This is a genomic window from Candidatus Thorarchaeota archaeon (assembly GCA_021498125.1).
Taxonomy (GTDB): domain Archaea; phylum Asgardarchaeota; class Thorarchaeia; order Thorarchaeales; family Thorarchaeaceae; genus B65-G9.
This window is the reverse complement of the sequence record JAIZWL010000002.1, coordinates 63,819-83,469: the sequence shown is the minus strand read 5'-3', so window position 1 is coordinate 83,469 and position 19,651 is coordinate 63,819. Positions and strand designations below refer to the sequence as shown.

The window sequence follows — 19,651 nt, the reverse complement described above, 5'->3', positions numbered from 1 at the left end:
CATGATTGTCTTCTTGGTACAACATACCTGATGATGTGGCTACGCCATAACTCTGAATGCGAAGATGAGTTCACCTTCTCTCGATACGTGGTGCAAGAATGAACTTGATTGTTCCGCCTTCAGCCACTCCGAACTCTATCTGAAGTGGTTTGTCAGTGGCATACTGGAGGGTCATTGTATCACTAGAGATTGCCTTGATGATGTCACTAAGATAGCTCAATGCATACATCGCAGAGGAGTCCTTCTTTATCTCAAGGTCGTATAGAGGTGATTCCTCACCAATCTTAAGGGTGACATTGGCTTCTCCGATATCTCCTCCACCTGTAAACGAGAGTGTGTTGTCCTTTGCGATGATTCTGATGTGACCGGAAACAACCTCGATGTCTTTTACTGCCTGTTTGAACGCATCCGCATAGATCTCTGCTCTTATGTCATATGGCATCGACTTGCTCTTTCGATCCTCGTCTGGTGGTGTCAGCAGCATTAGGCTGAATTTTCTATCTGCTTGGCCTATCATTCGGATTACGAATTTTTGGCCCTTTTCATCGATGCTGAATTCAAGTCTATCGTCCGCAGCCATGCGTTTGCTAATCTTAACCAGCTCATCCACACCAAGACAGACTTTGTGTGTGACACTACAATTGAATTCTTGGAATACCCCTGCTGGCAGATTAAGGTCAATCATAGCGGCCTTAGAAGAGTCGAGTTGACAAAGGGCCAACCCATTATCTGTGATTACGAAATTGACTTCCGTAAGAAGGGTCGCCAGAGCATCTACTATCTTTTTCCACGTCTTGGTGCTGTCGAGTGTTGCATGAAACATCTTTGCTCCTCCTTATCTGATGAGGTACGAATGAACCTGTCTTTCAAGATCAAGAGTGTTCTTGAAACGGCGAACATCCAAATTATTGACATCATGAGCAATGTTCGCATTCAATATGAGGGTTACTCCATTAGAGTCTTTCTTCTCAGTGATTTCCCCAATCAAGATGTACTTGTGTTCTGGCACTAGTTCGCCTTCGACTAGAACTCTGATCGTTGCAGCCTTCTCTATGTCATCGTATAGGTCTTGGATTATGGCGCTTCCCGGCATTGACTCAATCACTAAGCCAAGAATTCGTACCGGGCCATCAATGTCAGACGTCAGGGATCTTATAGTCCTCAGGGGGGCTGAAGCTTTTGGTCTGAATTTTTTTTCGCTCACATTGCTCGTCCTCGTGCTACTACTATATTTATTCTTCTGCCTAATGCTTTAAGCTTCTATAATATTGTCGGGCCGCTGTTATCCCCCATAATTACGCCATGTGTGTTTACATTTTGTGCATCGGTAAAACTCCGTGGCACTCTCATCTCCTCGGCGAGTCTGTACTGTCCAATAATATGCTTCATTGTTTCCACATTTTGGGCACGTCGCTTTTGTTATTGGCATTGGTACAGAGTCGTCCTCTACTACGATGATCTTGTCTCTTGGAGTCTTGCTAATTTCTCTTGATACCTTGAGAGATCCGCTAAGTTCCTTTATGTTCCCACAACTACGACATTTGAGAACTCTTTTTCCGTCTTCTAATGTTACAGGAACCATCATTGCTCCACACTTATCGCAGAACTCCATGTTTCATTTACCTCACTATTGACTTACGCTATTTCTGACAATCAATTAAGGATTGCTACTGGTCGTTCTCTCGTCGGATTGTTACCAGTTGGCATCTTTTGGGGATTATACCGTGAATTACGAATCATGTTTATGACGATGCAGAACAGAGCTGCGCTCTTCTTCTCATATTATTAATATATGGTTTTACAGGTGTGAATCTTTTTCTTTTAGAGTGGAAGTCTGTCTGATAGCCTTTCGAGGAGTCTTTGAAATGCATATGCCGCGATCTCGGTTTCCTTCTTTCTGCTCGTTGAAGTTTCAAGGGGCAATTCCTCTACAAGCATCTGTACGATCTCTTCAACAGTTGTTTCCTCTTTTAGCCAGAGAAATCCCATTAATGCCTCATATGCGTCGCCTGCGCCCCCCGCATCAGTTCTCTTACCGATCTGGCGGTAGAGATCTGTTGCTCTAATTGCTCTGGCAAGAATGTTATCTCTTACTTTTTCTCCAGACAGCTTGCCAATGGCAAGTGATTTGGCCAGTGAATAGCAAAAATTGACGAGAGCATCTCCAATCTGTGCTAGCCCGGTGTCGTTCATGATATCCCGAACATTGTCATGAGGGATGAATTTGTCCCACATGTGAGCACTCGCCTGAGAATTAGCTCTCAATATCGTAATCCGAAACAGCCTGTACGAACTTCTTGCGGAATTCTTCTGCGCGTGCAAGTAACTTTTCAATGGCTTCTCTCATGACCACATTTGCTTGGCGACGCTTTGTTCTGAGGGTGAATACTGGATTCGCCAACAGTGGATGATCAATGCTGTACCCTGCAAAGTCGACAGAAGGCTCCTCTAGAAGTGTCTTACGGAGTAGATTACAGAAAGAGTGACCTTCCCCAATAAATTCCACTTTGAGTTCGTATCTTGTGTTCTCAATTATCTTTGGTTCCATTAGTATCTTCTCCTGTCTCGTGAGTCGCGCCCGTATGATCTGCTTCTTCCACCATCACGTCTGTCATTATGTCCTCGTGGGGGGCCTCTTCGTCGATCTGAGCCTCTATAATATCTGTCCTCACGGGGTGGGCCGCGTGATGGTCTTCTTCGTGGTGCTAAATCCGGTCTCACCTCTAGGCCAAATCGCTGACCATAGTCCTTGGCAGTTTCTCGGGTCTCTCGGTTTTCACATTGTAGACAGATCATATTGTTATGGGTTGTGAGCGTGAGGGGATGTCCGCATTTACCACACTTGGCAAAAATGACTCCAAGATCAGGCCCCACCAGACTAAGTTCTACCGGAATAGTGTGGGTGTTTAGAGTCTTGGCGCGAACGATGTCTCCGGGTTTTAGTACATCATGCATCGACTTGACATATCTGCGTGTCACATTGCTGATGTGAATCTCTCCAATAAGGGCATTATGAAGATCCCGACCATTTCGTCTGACTATACTAATTTCTGCCCTCTGTTCATAGGTATTGATCACTTCTCCCAGCATAATGTCTCCCCGCATGGGGAGTGCAAGACGTACTGAACCATCTGCATCTACCACTTTAATCTCGCGTCTCTTGAAATCCACTGCTACCTCTCCAGAGGTGGCTGCAAATACAATTCCATCTTCTTCATACGTACCAAAGCTGGGCATGAACTCTTCAATCACGCACAACTGGTCTCCTGGCACTACAACATCTCCACTTTTTACATCCGCCATATTTATCGCCTCTCTACGCGGTATAGGTCAACTTTAATCATGTGCCTCGCTTTTCTGTGAAACTCGAACTGTCTTTTTATCGGGAATTCGAACATTTCGATCTGGGTCACTTGTCCTCCGAGTCTACTGATGTTCCTTGTTAGGAACGTTCTGTTCTTCTCACCAGCCAAGTGAATACTATATGTCACTTTAGCTATGGACAGTGCCTTCTTCAGGAAGGTCATATCGGCTCCTTTTTTCTTGACCCCAAAGGGAGGATTGCTAACAACGGTATCAACGGACTCTCGAAATTGAAGAGAGGCAATCTCCCCAAGGACCCAGTCTGTTGCACTATCTGTCCCGAGCATTTTGGAATTTCTCTGGCAGACCTTTAAGGCTTTGGATTGTATATCAATTCCCAGCACACGTTTCGCACCCATTAACGCAGCACCGATTGCAAATATCCCATCACCGCATCCAAGATCACAGACAACTTTTCCAGAGATGTCACCATGTTCCATCTCGGCGGCAAAAAGAATGGCTGCTGCAATTGGCGCCGGGGTCGGATAATCTTCCAAGGAAACGTCTCGTTCAGCACTTTTTTCTAATTGCTCAAGGGTTATCTCGAGATCGCGCAGCCTCATGCTACCAGAATCCTTGTGATTATGCTGCGGACTAGGATTTTTGATAATAGTCTTGTTGTTTAACAAATCAAGTTCGTAATACGTGCCTTTATTTCGGTTCAAGTTCCAGTGGTTCCAGAGGAAACAGTGGAAACCACCATAATTTCCTGTGGAGTTGATATAGCGGTTGGAAAAGCCTTTGGACAAGCTCTTTGACAAGTTCCTTCATGGACAGTCGATCTTTCGCAATCGTAGTGCACTGCGACCGACGTTTGTTCCAGATAAACTGCCCTATCGTCAAGAACAGATGAGTCGTATCGCATCTATACTTGGTCCTGCATTGGGTGGAGCGCCGCCCTCTAATCTTCTCTGTTATGGTAAGACTGGTACGGGAAAGACGGTTGTTGCCAAATATGTATTGAATGCTCTTGTTGAGAAGGCTACGGATAGTAGCGTCAGGCCGCCCCTGAGTGCTTTTGTAAACTGTCGAATAGTTGGTACTAACTATCGTGTGCTCAGAAGTCTATGTGAGCAGATTGGCGCGCGAATGCCTGATGGCTCCGAGGTTCCCTTTACGGGGCTTCCCACTGATGAGATTCGTACCGTGTTGAAGGGCAAACTTGATGAGACCGAGAACATACTTGTTGTTGTGCTTGATGAAGTGGACAGCCTTCTAAAACGTGATGTCAGTCAAGGCAATGATATTCTATATGGATTGACCCGGATGAACAGCGAACTCACCAAGAGTCGTATTTCTATTATTGGAATTAGCAATGATCTCAAGTTCAAGGAGATGCTTGACCCACGAGTCTTGAGCAGCCTTGGCGAAGAAGAAGTTGTCTTCCCTCCGTACAATGCGGTAGAGTTGAAGGGTATCCTTGAGCAACGTGTCAAGTTGGCCTTTAATGATGGAGTCATTGCTGATGAAGGTGTCATCAACCTAGTGGGAGCTCTTGCAGCTCAAGAACATGGAGATGCTAGACGTGCTCTTGATCTTTTGAGGACCGCTGGAGAGCTTGCAGAACGTAAGGGTGACGATAAGGTCACACAGGCTCATGTCCGAGAGGCCCAGAAAATCCTCGAACGTGATAGTGTTTCAGAGGCCATAAAGACACTCCCTATGCAATCAAAGGCTGTACTATTTGCCGTGTTTCTTCTGACCAAAAAGGGGCAACGCGACATCTTTACTGGGGAGTGCTTTAATGTCTATACAGAAGTGGCACGAGCGCTCTCTCTTGATACACTGACCCAACGACGTGTCTCGGATCTGATCTCCGAGCTGGATATGCTTGGGCTCATAAATACAACAATCATCTCTAAGGGCCGGTATGGCCGGACTAAGAAAATCCGATTGGCCGTCAGTAAGAAACAGATTGGTGATGTCTTGGATAATGACCCTCGCCTAGGCAGAATTGCAAAGGATCTCATAGAGTGATCTGTATCTTGCCATGCGTCAGGAACGTGGCCAGTTCTACGCCAAAATGGTCCTGACGCAACTCTATTATGTCTTGATTACTCTCCTTCTGTGCCATGACAAAGTTCGAACTTGTTAGAGACGCATTTCTTGGTAATCTTGGTGAGTCAATCCCTTTCTCTCTTTGGCGACATCACCCTGAACAAGATCGTACACCTCAGGGACTTGCTGAGGCCGAGATTGCCTTCCATAAAAAATACGACCACGATTTGCTAAAGATATCCTTTCATGGCCGCTATCCTGTTGTCGATTGGGGTTGTGATGTGTACTATGATGGTGCTCTATCAGGTTCAACAGCGTGTAAGAGTTGTCGTGTGAAAGAGGCAAGTGACTGGGAAGTCTTGGAAGCAGTCGATGTGAATTCCGGGGAGTTCGGCCGTCAAGTTCAGGCAGTTGAACTAATTCACAAGTATGCGCAAGACCGAGTCCCCACACTGGCCACCATCTTTGATCCCCCTATGGTGGCTGAAAAATTATGTGAGGCATCACTTACAGAGTATTTTGAAAGTCACCCGAAGTTAATGGAACGAGTTCTTGAAATGATTACCAAGGTCATGATTGATTTTGCAAAGGCGACACTTGATGCAGGTGCAGATGGTCTTTTTATTGCCTCACAGCATTCTACAGAATCTGCTATCAGCGACAAATATTACACGCAGTTCGTTCTTCCAAGTCTTGCTAAGATGATCACTCGTCTACGAGGTAGGGCCAAATACATAGTCTTACATCTCCACGCCCATAATTCTGGGGAGCATATCCGGTTCAAACATATTGTTCGTGAACCGGGTGTGAGTGGGGTCAATTGGGAAGATCAGAGTGCAGCACTGAGCCTAAAAGAGGGCAAGCGTCTGTTTCGAAAGACGGTCCTTGGTGGGCTTGACCACAGAACGGTTCTCAGGACTGGTAGCACCGACGATGTAGAAGACGAGATAAAGACAGTCCTACGTGAGGCTGGCCCTAAAGGCGTCATCATTGCCCCTGGTTGTGTCATTCGTGTCGATACACCAGATGAGAACCTTCAAGCTGTAGTCGATACCATTCGTTCCATCGATCCCTATTCTGACGAATGGGAGGCATAGATGTGAAAAATCAGGAGATTGCAAAGGCTCTACATGAAATCGGTGTACTTCTTGAGATTGAGGGGAAAGATAAGTTCAAGCCGCGTGCCTATGCCCGAGCAGCTCGATCTCTCGAATCACTTGGTGAGGACATCGAATCTATTGCTCAGCGTGGCGAGCTAGAGGCCATTCCTGGTATTGGTAAGGCCATTGCAAAGAAGATAGAAGAATATCTTGAGACCGGAACGATTGCCACACTTGAAAAGTTACGCAAAAAGATCCCTATCCGCGTTTCAGAGTTGGAGGCCATTCCCGGTGTTGGTCCTAAGACGATCAAGATTCTGTATGATCATTTGAAAATCACCGACATTGAATCTCTAGAGCAAGCTCTTAATGCTGGGCTCCTTAAGGGGCTTCCACGGCTCGGTGCGAAGTCTATAGCTCAAATTGCAGAGGGCATTGCTCTAGTACGTAGTGGTCTACATCGCACACTTCTTGCGGATGCATTTGAAGTGGCTGAACGTATCGTTGAATATCTAAAAGGATCGTCTACTTTGATACGCATTGAAATTGCTGGTTCTTTGCGCCGGCGACGCGAGACCATTGGTGATATTGACATTCTTGTTCAGACTGAGCATCCCAATGAGGTCGCAGAAGCATTTACGTCATTTCCAGAAATTGCAGATATCATTGTCCAAGGTGACACAAAGATTTCAATTCGTCTTCAGTCGCGTCTTCAAATCGATCTGAGACTTTTGCCCGCAGAGAGCTATGGTGCCGGACTGCAATATTTCACAGGCAGCAAGGACCATAATGTCCGTCTTCGATCTCTCGCGCAGCAGAGTGGCTACAAACTCAATGAATATGGTCTCTTTAGAGGCGATACCAGAATCGCAGGCTCCGATGAGGCGGAGATCTACAAGGCACTCGGTCTTGAGTATATTCCTCCTGAACTACGTGAGGACCATGGAGAGATTGAAGCGGCTCGGAATAATACTATTCCTTCACTTGTTGAGATCTCCGATATTCGTGGAGATCTGCATTCACATACAAATCAGACAGATGGTTCGAATACGATTGAGGAAATGATACAGGCCGCTGAGGATCGGGGTTTCGAGTATCTTTGCATCTCCGATCATACAAAAAATCTGACTGTTGCAAATGGAATGGACGAGGCGCGTATTCTCAAGCGTATTGAGGAGATCGATGAACTCAACAGTTCTGGTCGGTGGAAGCTTAGAATTCTGAAAGGCGCCGAGGTCGATATTCTTCAAAATGGCGAGCTCGATATTGATGATGCCGTTCTTGCACAGCTAGATGTTGTCACAGTATCTGTTCACACTAATATGCGGATGGATAAGGCAGCTATGACCGAACGAATATGCACGGCGCTTGAGTCTAGATATGCACATATACTCGGTCATCCAACTGGACGACTTCTTTTGAAGCGTCCCGGTTATGATATTGATCTTGAGGCTATATTCGAAGTCGCTCGCAAGAACAATGTCGCTATGGAAGTAAATGCGTATCCCCAGCGTCTGGATCTTGATGCAGGAAATGTACGTTCGGCAATAAGCCACGGTCTCAAGATTGCCATCAACACAGATGCGCACAAGACCTTTGATCTTGATAATCTGCGCTATGGAGTCTTTCAGGCGCGTCGTGGTTGGGCCTCGGCCTCCGATGTCATCAATACGCGGTCTATCAATGATCTTCTAAAACTGTTGAAAAAATGATATGGTCTTCGGGCCATAGTCACATGATGTGACTTCACATTGTGACCTTCAATTGTGGCTCTGGATTATATACTATTTCGATGTGGTAGTTCATGAACTACCATGACCTCTACACGAACTAACCGGACTGGAGCACAGCTTGATGCGAAACCTAACGTGACTTCTGCAAGGGCACTTGCATATGCCTTTCTGAATACTGTGAGGTGAGCTGCATTATGCAGCCCCAAGCTGTTCCACTAAGAGAGCCCGACACCGATCACTCGTCGGAGCCTCTCTCTGTTGGTGAGATATTGAACTTGGAGGCGACATGATCGCCTCCCCTCTTTTTTAATATTTCATCCTGAGAAGAAGTGGTGCCGAGGACGAGATTCGAACTCGCGAACTCCTACGAGAGTGGATATCTCCTCAGAGTTGTGGTCATTAGATCTTGAGTCCACCGCCGTTGACCACTTGGCTACCTCGGCACTGGTTATGTATGAATCACGAGTGATTTATAGCCATTTCCGTAGGCGAAGTGCTATTGCGATCATTCTCCTTATAGTTATTACAGTAGTTCTTCGAGATGTGGTTTGATGCGATCATAAAATTCCATCAGTATCTTTGACTTGGGGTCTTCGGACTCGAGAATGAAGAGCCGGATCTGGCGTCCCACCTTGATTTCTTTGATGAGTCCTATATCGACTAAAGGCTGTACTACACGGTGAATCGTTGAGTGTGCAAGCCCCGTTTCTTTAGCGATCCGACTGAGGTTAAAGAATTCTTTCGGTCTGTCGAGAAAATGTTGTACAACTCGTGTTTGAGCCTTTGACATGAATACCATTTCCAGCAACTTTCTCATTCTCGACAGTACCTCCTACACTGGTTGTGTCTTCTCATCATGGATGATCAGTGTACCAATTCTTTCGCCATCGAGTATTCGTGACAGGTTTTCTGGTTTTGTGCCGTTAAAGATTATTGTAGATATTCGTGACCGGGCGACAACGCGAATGGCAACAGGGTCAAACAGGCGATATTCCCCTGCACGCACACCGCCACTAGAGAGTATCGTTGAAAGCTTGTCAATGGTCACTTTATCAAGTTTCTTTGCTCCTTGTTCTTGCGGATCTCTATCATAGACACCATCCACATTTGTGGCGTTGAGTAGCAGATCTGCGCCAATCACCTCAGCAGCCAAGGCCGCCACTGCATTTGTGGACTGTCCCGGTGTTAGACCACCCATCAACACGATCTTGCCACTGATGAATGCTCTCTCAAGATCATCAAGTGTTTCTGCAACGATCGGGTAGGCCACATTGCCAAGAGCCGCAGAGAGGAGTTCCGCATTCAAGCGTGCAATCTTAATACCTAACCAGTCACATTGTGTCTCACTAGCACCAAGTGTTCTTGCTGCTGATATGAATGCTCGTGCTGGTATTCCGCCTCCAACTACAACAACGAGCTGATGCCCATCTTCTGTCAGAGTGATGAGGGCGTTGGCATATGCACGTACTCGCTCGAGATTTGCCTCTTCCGCATCCCTGTACAGAAGCGAACCTCCGAGTTTCAAGACTGCTCGCATGATTCTACCTCTGCGCTTCTCAAGGGCCCTATGACGGTAGGCACTTAATGAAGCTTGTGTGAATGAACCAACCTCTCGAAATTTCGAAACCAATTTGACAGTATGCTGTTTCCTCGCATTGAATCAGGTTCTCTTTTTTTGGTCCATACTGATATAATCCTCTCACTATTGTCGTTTGGCGCCAGTTGCTTTGATCTCTGCAATTGAGGTCGCCTTTCATCCCAGTGGAGTTTATATTGTTGGCCATATACTGCTTGCAAGAGGCGTTTCTCATGAATAAACGAGGTAGTATGATTCTATGTGTGATGTTGTCGTTCATAATGTTACTTGCACCAATAACGACGCACGCGGCAGTACCTGGGAAGACCTACAGCTTCTCGGTTCATTGGCTAGAACAAGTCTATCAGGAAAATAATGGCCCTGTTGTGAACTCAGATGTTACTGGCGAGTTTCAGATACACGTCTTTAATATAACATCGACTGGTGGAAATGATCTCATATATTATAATTTCAAGGGTTGGAATTTTGTAGGAATCCCTGTCTATACCGACCATAATGATAGTGTGGCATTCCAAGACAACAAAGTCTATTGGACTCTTACAACATTTGACTCCAATGGAAACAATCGGTCCGAAACTACCTCCTTAGTTGTTTCTCCTGTACCGCATTTCACGCATCCAGGGCGGTTCCTCTTTGTCAATCCCATCTGGAGTACTCATGACACCAACTGGGATCAAGCCATAAACGATACCAAATTCAATCCCACTGTTGATCAATCAACCTTCACGTATTCCGCCTCTGATGGAGCATTCTCATTCAGTTTTGCTGTGAATATTGAGGATGTGACTGAGGAGCTGAATGGGACTCTTACGTATTCTCTGTCCGTCTCATATGACTCGGATGGTGTACTATCCCAGTACCAATTTATGATGCATCGCCTCTTGCACCGTGCTAATTTTTCAAGCGATTATACTGTCATGAATAGAATCAATCGAGTTGCATCGGTTGGTGTGTCATCCCCACTCAATCTGGATGCAAGTGTCCCCGTAATGGCTCTTGCCATAATCGTTCCCGTGTCGATTATTGTGGGTCTTCTGATCGGCAAGAAGGTCTTTGGATGAGACCATTAATTGGAGAGGTACTAGCTGTTCTATACCTCTCCAGTTTTATCACAAGATCAATACTGTCTTGTTCCTAAGACTGTGCGAATGGTCAACTTGTATTAGCCAGAAACTCTTTTAGCATATTATTTTGTCAAGGCCTGCAAGCAGAGCCTTTCTCAAAGGAGACTGAATCACATTGGGTAAGTTCAAACCAGCACTCACCTCAAAGAGATGGAAACCTACATCTGAAGAGGAACTCATCGATATTTGGTCGAGAGAAAAAACACACGCATTTAACCCTGATTCCGGTAAGACGATTTACAGTGTGGATACGCCTCCCCCGTATCTCTCAGGCAATGTGCATCTCGGTCAGATGTTGCACTATACGCAGATTGACATCATCGCACGGTACCGCCGAATGCAGGGTCTAGAGGTGAATTTTCCGCTTGGTGTTGATCGAAATGGCTTGCCCGTCGAACTCAGGGTTGAGAAAGAATTCGGAATGAGTATGCATACAACGCCTCGTGACGAGTTTGTTGCCAAATGTAGAGAGCAGCTTGATAAATATCAAGAAGAGGTCGTTGATGCCTTCAAGCGTTTTGGTATAGGGTTCAATACGTATGATCCTGAAGGTAGTTACCAGACTGACAGTCCGGAATATAGGGCTATCACTCAAGCAACCTTTATTGATCTCTGGAAACGTGGTCTGATCTATACCGACTACAGGCCAAATAATTGGTGTTATGAGTGTGGGACAACTATTGCAGATGCAGAAGTTGAATATACTGAACGCCCCAGTACACTCAACTACCTCTATTTTGAGGTAGAGGGTCTCAAACCCTTAGAGATTGCAACCACGCGCCCTGAACTGCTCTGTGCATGTGGTGCTGTATTCATTCATCCTGATGATAAACGATACAGCGATTATGTTGGGAAAACAGCAAAGGTGCCTCTGTTCAACCTTGAAGTGCCTATACTCGAGAGTGCGACTGCTCAGATGGACTTTGGAACTGGTGCTCTGATGGTCTGCAGCTATGGTGATATGGCTGATGTCATGGCCTTCAGGGACTTTGCACTAAAACCCATAGCGGCCATCTCCCCAGATGGTACTATGACTGAGGCTGCAGGACCCTATGCGGGAATGCCCGTTCGTGATGCACGCAAGAAGATAATCGATGATCTCAAGGCAAATGGCCTCCTCTACAAGCAGGAACCAACTGTCCAACGAGTGCCTCTCTGCTGGAGAAGTAATACTCCTATCGAGTTTATTGCGATGGATGAATACTATCTGAAGCAGACAGAGTTTGTTGAAGAGTTGCGTAAGATTGCCTTAGACACGACCTTCTTCCCCCCATTCCATCGCCAGATTCTACTTGACTGGATCAATCGAGTTTCAGTAGACTGGCCGATTAGTAGGCGTCGCTACTACGGCACGGAGCTTCCTATTTGGTATTGCAACGCCTGTGGCGCGGCATTGGTTCCCGAGAACGATGAGATTCGATATTATCAGCCTTGGCGGGAGGACCCACCCTTCAACAAGTGTCCCAAGTGTGGGGCTTCTGAGGGATTCCGGGGGGAGGATCGAACCTTCGATACTTGGATGGACTCGTCAATCAGTGCATTATACATCACTGGCTATCTACGTGATGATGATCTCTTCAACAAGGCCTTTGGTAATATCATTCGACCACAGGGTAAGGAGATTGTGCGTACTTGGCTCTACTACTCGCTCCTTCGCATCTATCAGCTTCTCAATAAGCCTGCCTTCAAGGAGGTCTGGGTATCAGGACATGTAGTTGATGAGAATGGCATAAAGATGTCTAAATCAAAGGGCAATTCCCCGCCTCCCGGTCCCATTATTGCGAAGTATGGTGCTGATGCAATGCGACTCTTTGGCGTTCTCGAGGCGGGACTCGGTAGTGATATTCGCTTCTCAGAAGAACGGCTTAGTGGTGTTGCCCGATTTATGACAAAGCTTTGGAACATCGCTAGGTTCGTTTCTATGTTCCCGATTCCCGAGGATATTGACTTCAAAGACCTGACCCCGGTCGATCAGTGGATTCTTGCAGAGACAAATAAGATGGTCGAGACGATTCTCCCTGACTGTGAGACGTTGGATTTTCATGGCCCTGCAAAAGCAGTTCGTAGTTTCACTTGGAGCTTTTTTGCGGATCATGTGCTGGAGATGCTCAAGGGTCGGTGTTTCAATAGCGAGGAGAAATTTGGCGAGGCCGAACAGAAGTCCGGCTGGTTTGTCCTTCATGAGACATTACGTACAATTCTCCGGGCTCTGGCACCGATCACTCCATTCATCACTGACAAAATCTACCGTGAATTATACAATGAGCATGGTATACATCGAGAGCCATACCCCTCTGTCAATAAATCGTGGGTCTCCGATTTGACAGCACATACGAACTTGCTTCTTCAAGTGAATGGTGCTTTCTGGAAATACAAGCGAGAGGCAGGTATCTCGCTGCGTCAAGGGCTCCCGGAGGCGTATGTACCTAAGGCCCTCCAACCGTGGGCCAAGGACCTTCAAGCCATGCACGGAATTGAAGAGATTCGATTTGGCTCACCCAAGAAAAAGAGTGGTCTGGTCGAAGTGGCTCTTGAAGAGGCAGATGGGTCTGTCTTTGTGAGACCTCCTGAGATCACCGATGACGCCTAGGCTTTACCTAGGCGTTCCGGTACTTATTCGACAACAACAGTATTCTCGTGCTCAACTTCGCACTTCATACTATTGGAGACAAGACAGTATTTCCCAGCAAGTTCGAGGGCTCGCTCTGCCTTATGTCTAAGATCCTCTGACTCAATTACAACAGTGGCCTTGAGCACGATTTTAGTGAACAGAAACCCTTTCTCGGCCCGTTCTACTCGGCCAATCCCCTTACAGGAGAACGCCTTGTAGTCGAACCTCAATTTTTGGGCAAAAGTGACGAAAGTCGTCATAACGCATGTGGCTGCTGATGCTACAAAGAGGTCTTCAGGTGAGATGATTCCGGGTACTCCACCATCGAACTGTGGTGGTGTGGCAATCTGTATTGTTGGTTTTCCTTCGATGATGAGATCGCCGATCCTGTCATGGGTCCAGTCGATCCTTACTTCATAGTCGTGAGAGTCTTCAGTCAAAATTTTCACCATCACATCAAGTTTCTATACTTAGAAAAAGAGTTTGGGTGTTGGCTATTTATTTTGCTCGGCATCAATGATTGCCTTTTTGCACCACCACGATCTCATGTTCGTGTTCAACAGTGGCCTTGAGACTATTTGCCACAAAACAATACTTTGCTCCCAGTTCAAGGGCTCGCTCAAACTTTTGCCTCAATTGGTCATCATCAATTGTGACTCTGGCACTCAGATAGACTCTTGTGATCTCGAAACTTCTTCCAACTTTTTCAAGGACTCCTTTTCCCTCCACTTCAAAATCAACGAACTTAATGTGCATCTTCTTTGTGAAGTAGACGAATGAGTTCATGAGGCAGACGGCAACAGCAGCCACAAGGAGATGCTCTGGTGTGTGATACTTGGGAGGCATTCCTGTCTGGATTGATTGCATACCGTCAACAATCACCTCCCCCCTCGGCCCCTCGATCCATTTGGTTCGAACATTGAACTCTTTTGTTTCATTCTCCATTGTGACCTTCTCTCTCATGTTTTCTATAGTTTCCTCAGTTTCAATGACAAAAAGACAGGGATCCTTTTCTCTCGTTCAAAGAAGGGGTCTTCGGTTTCGGGTATTGGCTCCTCCATCGCATCGATTATGAATCCTGCATTCAGCGCGGCATTGAAATAACTGGAAAATGTTCTATGGAAGAATGTTATTGGTTGTGGAAACTTCTCTCCATCACGAGTCCGCCAGTATATCTCATATGGCATCTCCTCAAAATAGTGATTCACTATAAAGTGGATTCCCCTTCTGCGTCTTGTAGCAGGATCCTTTTCACCAAGTTCCCATTTTCCCGGACCATAGAAATTGAATGCGGGATGCACGACTGAAACTATCGCTACACCGTCAGGCCTCAGTACTCTGTAGAAGCCTTTGAGAGCAATATCAAGGCACGGTACATTTAGGAGCACAAGGTTACTGAGAACCACATCAAACGAGCCTGGTGGAATCTCCATGAGATCACAGACATCCATCACCTTATACCGGATTTGAAGTCCCTCTTCCTTAGCCCGCTCTATACAGGTATTGATCAATCGACTTGAGATATCTATACCTGTCACATTCGCCCCCTCTTTGGCGAGTAGCCTATCAAGGTAGCCTTCACCACAGCCTGCATCCAGCAAATCTTTTCCTGAAACGTTTCCCATCAGTCGTCTTATACTAGGTAAGAGGATTATCCGTTGATGTGGTGTTCCTTTTCCATCAATGAGGCGCGTATATGCATCCGCATTTGCTTCCCACTGTTGAATGATCTTCTCTTTCATATCTGATGCCTCTGATTCGGTTCATTATATTGAGCCATACTATGTTTGTTCCCAACGTCTATATGTTCTCTTAGCAGTTTCCTCGATGACTGGTTGCATCCTGTCTGTTGGTGCCAAGTCTATCTTTATGACTCTCTTCATACTTGATGCATGTGCTACATACACTTTGTCCTGATTCTCATACACAGGACTTCGGCCATGCGGCTCTAATATGTTCTATAGATAAATCGGCTCTTATGGCAGAATAAGATATGGTGGACCGGGCGAGATTTGAACTCGCGGCCTTCTGGATGCGAACCAGACGATCTGCCGGACTGATCTACCGGCCCATGTCGAAGGTCAGACTTCTATTTGGCTTATAACCTTTCATATTTCGATACCAAAGGCCTCGGAGAAGTGTTCGATCTTGACAAACTCTCGAAGGAACTCTCTTCCTTTCTCTGTCAGAATGTATGTTGTATTGCTCTTGTCGTTTGTTTGTACTTCTATCAATCGCTTCTCAATCAGCTCTTCGAGATACTGCTTGAGGCGGTCGTGTGATAGATTTGCGCTGTAGAGAATTCGTGTTGGTCCAGCTCCTTCTTCCCCCTCATCGCGAATGGCGCGCATCATGTCTGCAAGGATGCGCATCTTTGAGCGATAGGATTTCTTGGATTTCATTCTTCTTTTCCAGCCTTAACAAGCATTGTCAGAAACGCCGTAAGACCCAGAAACTGTAGAAACTGACTGAACAGGTATCCCTGAAAATTAAGTTGTGCAATGGCACTCTCAATATGGCTCAGGAGTAGTAGGATAAATCCCACGAGCACATAGAGCGCATAGCGTGTGCGAACTGAGAGATAGTTCATCAACGCCTGAAGCACTACCATAATTAGAATAATGATTGCGATGAGGTCTAGCTTTGGATCAATGAGGATTGGAAGGGCCATTAATAGCGCTAAATTTTCGCTCTTTCCGGGAGCACCACGAGATGGTCGTGTAGATACCAGGAATATGAGATACGCTAGCACCTTCAACATACCGTATACTAAGGCAACCAATGCCAGCATGTCTAACGATCCGCCGACTGCTGCAAAATATATGGCTCCAATCACTCGTCCGATCATGGCTGTAGATAGGACCAAAAACCCTGTCGAAAGATCGGAGAGTCTTTTCTGGCCTGTCAGTTTGAATGCCATGTTTGAATAGTGGCTGATAGCAAGGGCCATTATACCCGCCACTAGTTCAAGAAGGAGGTCGAATCTGATTAGTGCTATCATTGGTTCCTGCATGCTGTATCGCCTGTTCGCATCTAGGTCTTGGGAGGCTATAATACGATTGTATGAATCGTCTTTTGATTCATATTGGGATGTATTCGTCAAATAATTGTGACTGTATGATTCATCTATCTCAATCGTTCATTCTTGCTTTATATTGACATTACCATACTTTCATTGTAGCAATTCCATGGTCTCTTCGAATCATAATGGGCGCGCTTGGCCATGGAATTGATTTACCTATGATGGAAGAGACCGACGACTGCAACAAGCGGCAGGGGACAACAACTGCTGCGATGAAGGCGGGGTCAATCCCGCCCTTCCATCACTCTTCTTGTGTTCACTTTTTCGTCTTATCGTCTTTGAGCATGGCCTCAATCTTGGCAAGTCGGTCCTCGAGGTTTCGGTTCTGTTGTTCGAGTTCTTCAATGCTCTTACGGACTGCCTTGATTTCTGTCTTGTCCTTCTTTTTGTTCAAGGCACGAATTGCCTCTCGGGCATATCGTACCACCATAGACTCCACAGCAGTGTCTGCAATCTTTTCAAGATCTGGGATTAATGAGGGGTCTTCATAATCCTTTGCGGCGAGAAGCGCGCCAATCTGCACGCGGTACGAGTTGTCGTGAAGTAGCTGTGCTAGATCTCCCTTGATCTCTGGATGTTCTCTCCTATACCGTTTTCCAAGCCGTGCAAGAGCTGGAGGAACAAGTCTTCTGACGAAGTCGTCTGTACCTGGTGGCATATACTGTTTGACAATGTCAATGGCCTCTTCTCTCTCCGTATTGACAATTCCATTGAGAAGTCCTTGCAGGATAAGGTTGTGCCAGCTAGGAGGTGCGTTCCCTATCTTTTGTTGAAGTATGTCAAAGGCCTTTTCGTGTTGGGTCTTCCCTATAGATGCGGCCGCGGCCGATGGAACAAAGTAGCTGTCTTTGTCTTCCAGCATCTTGACAAGTGCGTCAAAGGCTCTATCATTCTTGTAGTACTGTCCTAAAGCTGTTGCAACTGCGGTACGAGCCCTTGAGTCTGGCACTTGTATGCCCTTGAGAAGCTCGTCTAGTGCGGATTCGGTCTTGATGGATCCCAGCACTTTTGCGATCTCCGCCTGAACCCCCCAAAATGGATCCTTTACAAGTGCCTCTCCTAATGCCTCTATTGCCTTATGTGTCGGTTTCTTGCCAAGGGCCAGTGCAGCCTTGATCCGTTGCACGACATTGGTGCCATGAAGTAGCTGTTCTATCCACATGGGTTCTGGTTTTTCAATCTTCGCGTCTATCAGTACTGCATAGTCCGGATCAACGACGATCTGTTTTGGCTTCTTGGTGACAGGGTAATAGAAACTGTGTACCCGCTCTGACACCTGCACTGTATATCGAGACCGCTCATCATTTTCAGAAACAAACTCGACCGTCAATGGAAACCGAAACACTTCCGGAGTCATGCCATCATCGCTCTTCTGGGTCTGTTCGATCGTCACAAGAGCATGTCCCAAATCCTCGTCATACGAGCATTTGATAGTGCACTCGGGATATCCTGCATTGTAGAGCCACTGTTCAAAGAACCAGCCGTAGTCCTCACCTGTCATTTCTGTAAAGAGCGCCTCAAGATCATGTGTGTACACAGACTTGAAGGAGTTCCGTCGAAGCCACTCCCCAAGTATTTTCCACCAGCGTTCCTCGCCTACAAGGTGTTTGAGCATATAGTACCGCCAAGCGGCTCCCGGATAGAGGTGCCTATCGAAGACATCCGATCCGCGCTCCCACTTGTTCTGAACGATTGGTCTTCGGTACTTGTTCTTGTCTTCATCAAAGTATGCGGTCTGTTTACCGTACTGTTCGTAGAAGTACTCATCATCTCCGAGATCATGGCGCTTCCACTCATTCTGCATCTGTGTGGCCCAGCCCTCATTCAACCATCCATGAGACCATGTTCTACAGGTAGTTAGATCACCACCCCACATATGGGCGAGCTCATGCGACACCAACCCATCCGACTGATAGTCCTTATGCGCTTTCTCGTCATGCAGAGTTGCGTCGGTCTGAGTCGTGGCACTGACGTTCTCCATCCCGCCAATGATAAAGTTCGCAGCCGTGACCTGTGCATACTTGGCCCACGGGAATTTGACGCCCAATTTTGACTCATAGAATCGTATCATGTCGGGGGTCTTTCCAAAGGAGCGATATACGGTCTCGCGGTCCCATCTCTTGTGTGCATAATAACTCACTTCAAGACCATCAAGATCCTCTTTGTATTCAACGTACTCTGAGGCTGCCACCGTTATCAGATATGCCGGAATCGGTTCCTTCTGTACCCAGTGGAAGGTCTCAGTCCCATCCGCGTTCTCGGTGCGTTCTTTGAGATACCCGTTGCTCATCGCATAATATCCCTTGGGAACGGTCACTATTGTTTCTATTGGGAACTTGTGACTAGGGTTATCATAGATCGGCACCACATAGCGTGCAAAGTCGTCCTGCATCTGGGTCCATGCGCTGGTTTCGATGTCCGGGAACTCTGGACACGGATTCGTAAAGTGTAGTCCTCCGCGAGGATGGTCGATCACGTATTCGAACTTCAGAGTGATGCTCTCCCCTTGTTCAACCTCCTTCTCCAAGTATACCGTCATTGTCGTCGTGTCAGGATCCATCTCCCATTGCAGGGGCTGGCCATCTCCATCAGTCACCGATTTGATGTCCAGATCGGCTGCATGCAAAACCACCCGCTTCAGTATCGGGGCAATTACCGTCAGCAACAATGTCGATGAGGCATCCACATGTTCGCCCTTCAGGTCCATCTTCCAGTCCATGATCAATTGCTCGATATCATAGGGTCTTGGTGGCGCCCATTGCGGGCGTGCCGTTGGAAACGTGAATGCTTCTCGTTCAGCAGCTAGTTTACTCTCGGCCTCATGGGCCACTCCACGAATCAGGTCTTCCAGATACTTGTGGAAATCTGTCACTATATGCGCCTCTACACTTACTCATCGGTCTCCATTATGTTGGTGGCCGTCTGGCTCTCATACCTCTCCCTCCATATTAACGCCTCCTACTCTGGCAATTTCTTCCGTCTCGTTGATTCCGCATCCTCAATTTTCGTGATACATTCAACCACGGCTTATGTAGACTCATCT

General features: G+C 46.6%; 20 protein-coding genes and 2 tRNA genes. 5 read left to right on the top strand and 17 right to left on the bottom strand.

All coding sequences use genetic code 11. The features are described from left to right. Positions 1-70: 70 nt before the first annotated feature. The 7 genes from pcn to K9W43_07770 all read right to left on the bottom strand — a co-directional run bounded on the left by pcn (position 71) and on the right by K9W43_07770 (position 3,926). A complete protein-coding gene (pcn, locus tag K9W43_07800; GenBank protein MCF2137135.1) occupies positions 71-823 on the bottom strand; it encodes a proliferating cell nuclear antigen (pcna) in 753 nt (250 codons plus the stop codon). Positions 824-835: 12 nt separating this feature from the next. Further along, positions 836-1,204 carry a hypothetical protein gene (locus tag K9W43_07795; protein ID MCF2137134.1) on the bottom strand — a complete coding sequence of 123 codons (369 nt, stop codon included), beginning with the start codon at positions 1,202-1,204 and terminating at the stop codon, positions 836-838. Between the two features lie 78 nt (positions 1,205-1,282). After that, a complete protein-coding gene (locus tag K9W43_07790) occupies positions 1,283-1,612 on the bottom strand; it encodes a transcription factor S (GenBank protein ID MCF2137133.1) in 330 nt (109 codons plus the stop codon). 209 nt (positions 1,613-1,821) lie between these two features. Continuing rightward, positions 1,822-2,265 (bottom strand): hypothetical protein, encoded by a 444-nt coding sequence (locus K9W43_07785; protein MCF2137132.1) that lies wholly within the window; start codon positions 2,263-2,265, stop codon positions 1,822-1,824. Beyond that, positions 2,255-2,548, bottom strand: coding sequence for a DNA-directed RNA polymerase subunit L (locus K9W43_07780; GenBank protein MCF2137131.1), 294 nt, complete (start codon positions 2,546-2,548; stop codon positions 2,255-2,257). Before K9W43_07780 ends, K9W43_07785 begins: the two co-directional genes overlap by 11 nt. Beyond that, positions 2,548-3,303 (bottom strand): exosome complex RNA-binding protein Csl4, encoded by a 756-nt coding sequence (locus tag K9W43_07775; protein MCF2137130.1) that lies wholly within the window; start codon positions 3,301-3,303, stop codon positions 2,548-2,550. Before K9W43_07775 ends, K9W43_07780 begins: the two co-directional genes overlap by 1 nt. A gap of 2 nt (positions 3,304-3,305) precedes the next feature. Further along, positions 3,306-3,926: an METTL5 family protein gene (locus K9W43_07770; GenBank protein ID MCF2137129.1), complete on the bottom strand. Its 621-nt coding sequence runs from the start codon at positions 3,924-3,926 to the stop codon at positions 3,306-3,308. A gap of 166 nt (positions 3,927-4,092) precedes the next feature. Here K9W43_07770 and K9W43_07765 point away from each other — a divergent pair, with 166 nt between their 5' ends. The 3 genes from K9W43_07765 (at position 4,093) to polX (ending at position 8,173) form a co-directional block, all read left to right on the top strand. After that, positions 4,093-5,340, top strand: a complete 1,248-nt coding sequence (locus tag K9W43_07765) for an ORC1-type DNA replication protein (protein ID MCF2137128.1) — start codon at positions 4,093-4,095, stop codon at positions 5,338-5,340. A gap of 95 nt (positions 5,341-5,435) precedes the next feature. Next, complete coding sequence (locus tag K9W43_07760; protein MCF2137127.1) at positions 5,436-6,458, top strand: hypothetical protein; 1,023 nt, start codon at positions 5,436-5,438, stop codon at positions 6,456-6,458. Between the two features lie 2 nt (positions 6,459-6,460). After that, entirely contained in the window at positions 6,461-8,173 is a 1,713-nt protein-coding gene (polX, locus tag K9W43_07755; GenBank protein ID MCF2137126.1) for a DNA polymerase/3'-5' exonuclease PolX, read from the top strand. A gap of 351 nt (positions 8,174-8,524) precedes the next feature. Here polX and K9W43_07750 read toward each other — a convergent pair. From K9W43_07750 to pyrH, 3 genes are all read right to left on the bottom strand, one after another. Beyond that, positions 8,525-8,637: transfer RNA gene (locus K9W43_07750), tRNA-Leu, on the bottom strand. Between the two features lie 80 nt (positions 8,638-8,717). Further along, positions 8,718-9,011 carry a helix-turn-helix domain-containing protein gene (locus K9W43_07745; GenBank protein ID MCF2137125.1) on the bottom strand — a complete coding sequence of 98 codons (294 nt, stop codon included), beginning with the start codon at positions 9,009-9,011 and terminating at the stop codon, positions 8,718-8,720. Between the two features lie 15 nt (positions 9,012-9,026). Next, complete coding sequence (gene pyrH, locus K9W43_07740) at positions 9,027-9,731, bottom strand: UMP kinase (GenBank protein ID MCF2137124.1); 705 nt, start codon at positions 9,729-9,731, stop codon at positions 9,027-9,029. Positions 9,732-10,003: 272 nt separating this feature from the next. Between pyrH and K9W43_07735 the strand changes: the two genes are divergently transcribed. Continuing rightward, positions 10,004-10,852 carry a hypothetical protein gene (locus tag K9W43_07735; protein ID MCF2137123.1) on the top strand — a complete coding sequence of 283 codons (849 nt, stop codon included), beginning with the start codon at positions 10,004-10,006 and terminating at the stop codon, positions 10,850-10,852. A 178-nt stretch (positions 10,853-11,030) separates the two neighbouring features. Then, positions 11,031-13,505, top strand: a complete 2,475-nt coding sequence (locus K9W43_07730; protein MCF2137122.1) for a valine--tRNA ligase — start codon at positions 11,031-11,033, stop codon at positions 13,503-13,505. 23 nt (positions 13,506-13,528) lie between these two features. On the opposite strand, the gene K9W43_07725 is transcribed toward K9W43_07730, so the two are convergent. From K9W43_07725 to K9W43_07695, 7 genes are all read right to left on the bottom strand, one after another. Further along, on the bottom strand, positions 13,529-13,966 hold the full coding sequence (locus tag K9W43_07725) for an OsmC family protein (protein ID MCF2137121.1): 438 nt from the start codon (positions 13,964-13,966) through the stop codon (positions 13,529-13,531). A gap of 73 nt (positions 13,967-14,039) precedes the next feature. After that, on the bottom strand, positions 14,040-14,471 hold the full coding sequence (locus tag K9W43_07720; GenBank protein MCF2137120.1) for an OsmC family protein: 432 nt from the start codon (positions 14,469-14,471) through the stop codon (positions 14,040-14,042). Between the two features lie 23 nt (positions 14,472-14,494). Beyond that, a complete protein-coding gene (locus tag K9W43_07715) occupies positions 14,495-15,268 on the bottom strand; it encodes a class I SAM-dependent methyltransferase (protein MCF2137119.1) in 774 nt (257 codons plus the stop codon). Positions 15,269-15,520: 252 nt separating this feature from the next. After that, a tRNA-Ala gene (locus tag K9W43_07710) sits at positions 15,521-15,597 on the bottom strand. Positions 15,598-15,634: 37 nt separating this feature from the next. Beyond that, on the bottom strand, positions 15,635-15,928 hold the full coding sequence (locus K9W43_07705) for a winged helix-turn-helix domain-containing protein (protein ID MCF2137118.1): 294 nt from the start codon (positions 15,926-15,928) through the stop codon (positions 15,635-15,637). Continuing rightward, on the bottom strand, positions 15,925-16,539 hold the full coding sequence (locus K9W43_07700; protein MCF2137117.1) for a hypothetical protein: 615 nt from the start codon (positions 16,537-16,539) through the stop codon (positions 15,925-15,927). Before K9W43_07700 ends, K9W43_07705 begins: the two co-directional genes overlap by 4 nt. A gap of 325 nt (positions 16,540-16,864) precedes the next feature. After that, positions 16,865-19,480 carry a HEAT repeat domain-containing protein gene (locus K9W43_07695; protein ID MCF2137116.1) on the bottom strand — a complete coding sequence of 872 codons (2,616 nt, stop codon included), beginning with the start codon at positions 19,478-19,480 and terminating at the stop codon, positions 16,865-16,867. Positions 19,481-19,651: the final 171 nt, after the last annotated feature.

Coding starts and splice junctions, on each gene's coding strand:
- pcn (MCF2137135.1), bottom strand. CDS start 823: ATGTTTCATGCAACACTCGACAGCACCAAGACGTGGAAAAAGATAGTA.
- K9W43_07790 (MCF2137133.1), bottom strand. CDS start 1,612: ATGGAGTTCTGCGATAAGTGTGGAGCAATGATGGTTCCTGTAACATTA.
- K9W43_07780 (MCF2137131.1), bottom strand. CDS start 2,548: ATGGAACCAAAGATAATTGAGAACACAAGATACGAACTCAAAGTGGAA.
- K9W43_07775 (MCF2137130.1), bottom strand. CDS start 3,303: ATGGCGGATGTAAAAAGTGGAGATGTTGTAGTGCCAGGAGACCAGTTG.
- K9W43_07770 (MCF2137129.1), bottom strand. CDS start 3,926: ATGAGGCTGCGCGATCTCGAGATAACCCTTGAGCAATTAGAAAAAAGT.
- K9W43_07760 (MCF2137127.1), top strand. CDS start 5,436: ATGACAAAGTTCGAACTTGTTAGAGACGCATTTCTTGGTAATCTTGGT.
- K9W43_07745 (MCF2137125.1), bottom strand. CDS start 9,011: ATGAGAAAGTTGCTGGAAATGGTATTCATGTCAAAGGCTCAAACACGA.
- pyrH (MCF2137124.1), bottom strand. CDS start 9,731: ATGCGAGCAGTCTTGAAACTCGGAGGTTCGCTTCTGTACAGGGATGCG.
- K9W43_07735 (MCF2137123.1), top strand. CDS start 10,004: ATGAATAAACGAGGTAGTATGATTCTATGTGTGATGTTGTCGTTCATA.
- K9W43_07720 (MCF2137120.1), bottom strand. CDS start 14,471: ATGGAGAATGAAACAAAAGAGTTCAATGTTCGAACCAAATGGATCGAG.
- K9W43_07715 (MCF2137119.1), bottom strand. CDS start 15,268: ATGAAAGAGAAGATCATTCAACAGTGGGAAGCAAATGCGGATGCATAT.
- K9W43_07705 (MCF2137118.1), bottom strand. CDS start 15,928: ATGAAATCCAAGAAATCCTATCGCTCAAAGATGCGCATCCTTGCAGAC.
- K9W43_07700 (MCF2137117.1), bottom strand. CDS start 16,539: ATGCAGGAACCAATGATAGCACTAATCAGATTCGACCTCCTTCTTGAA.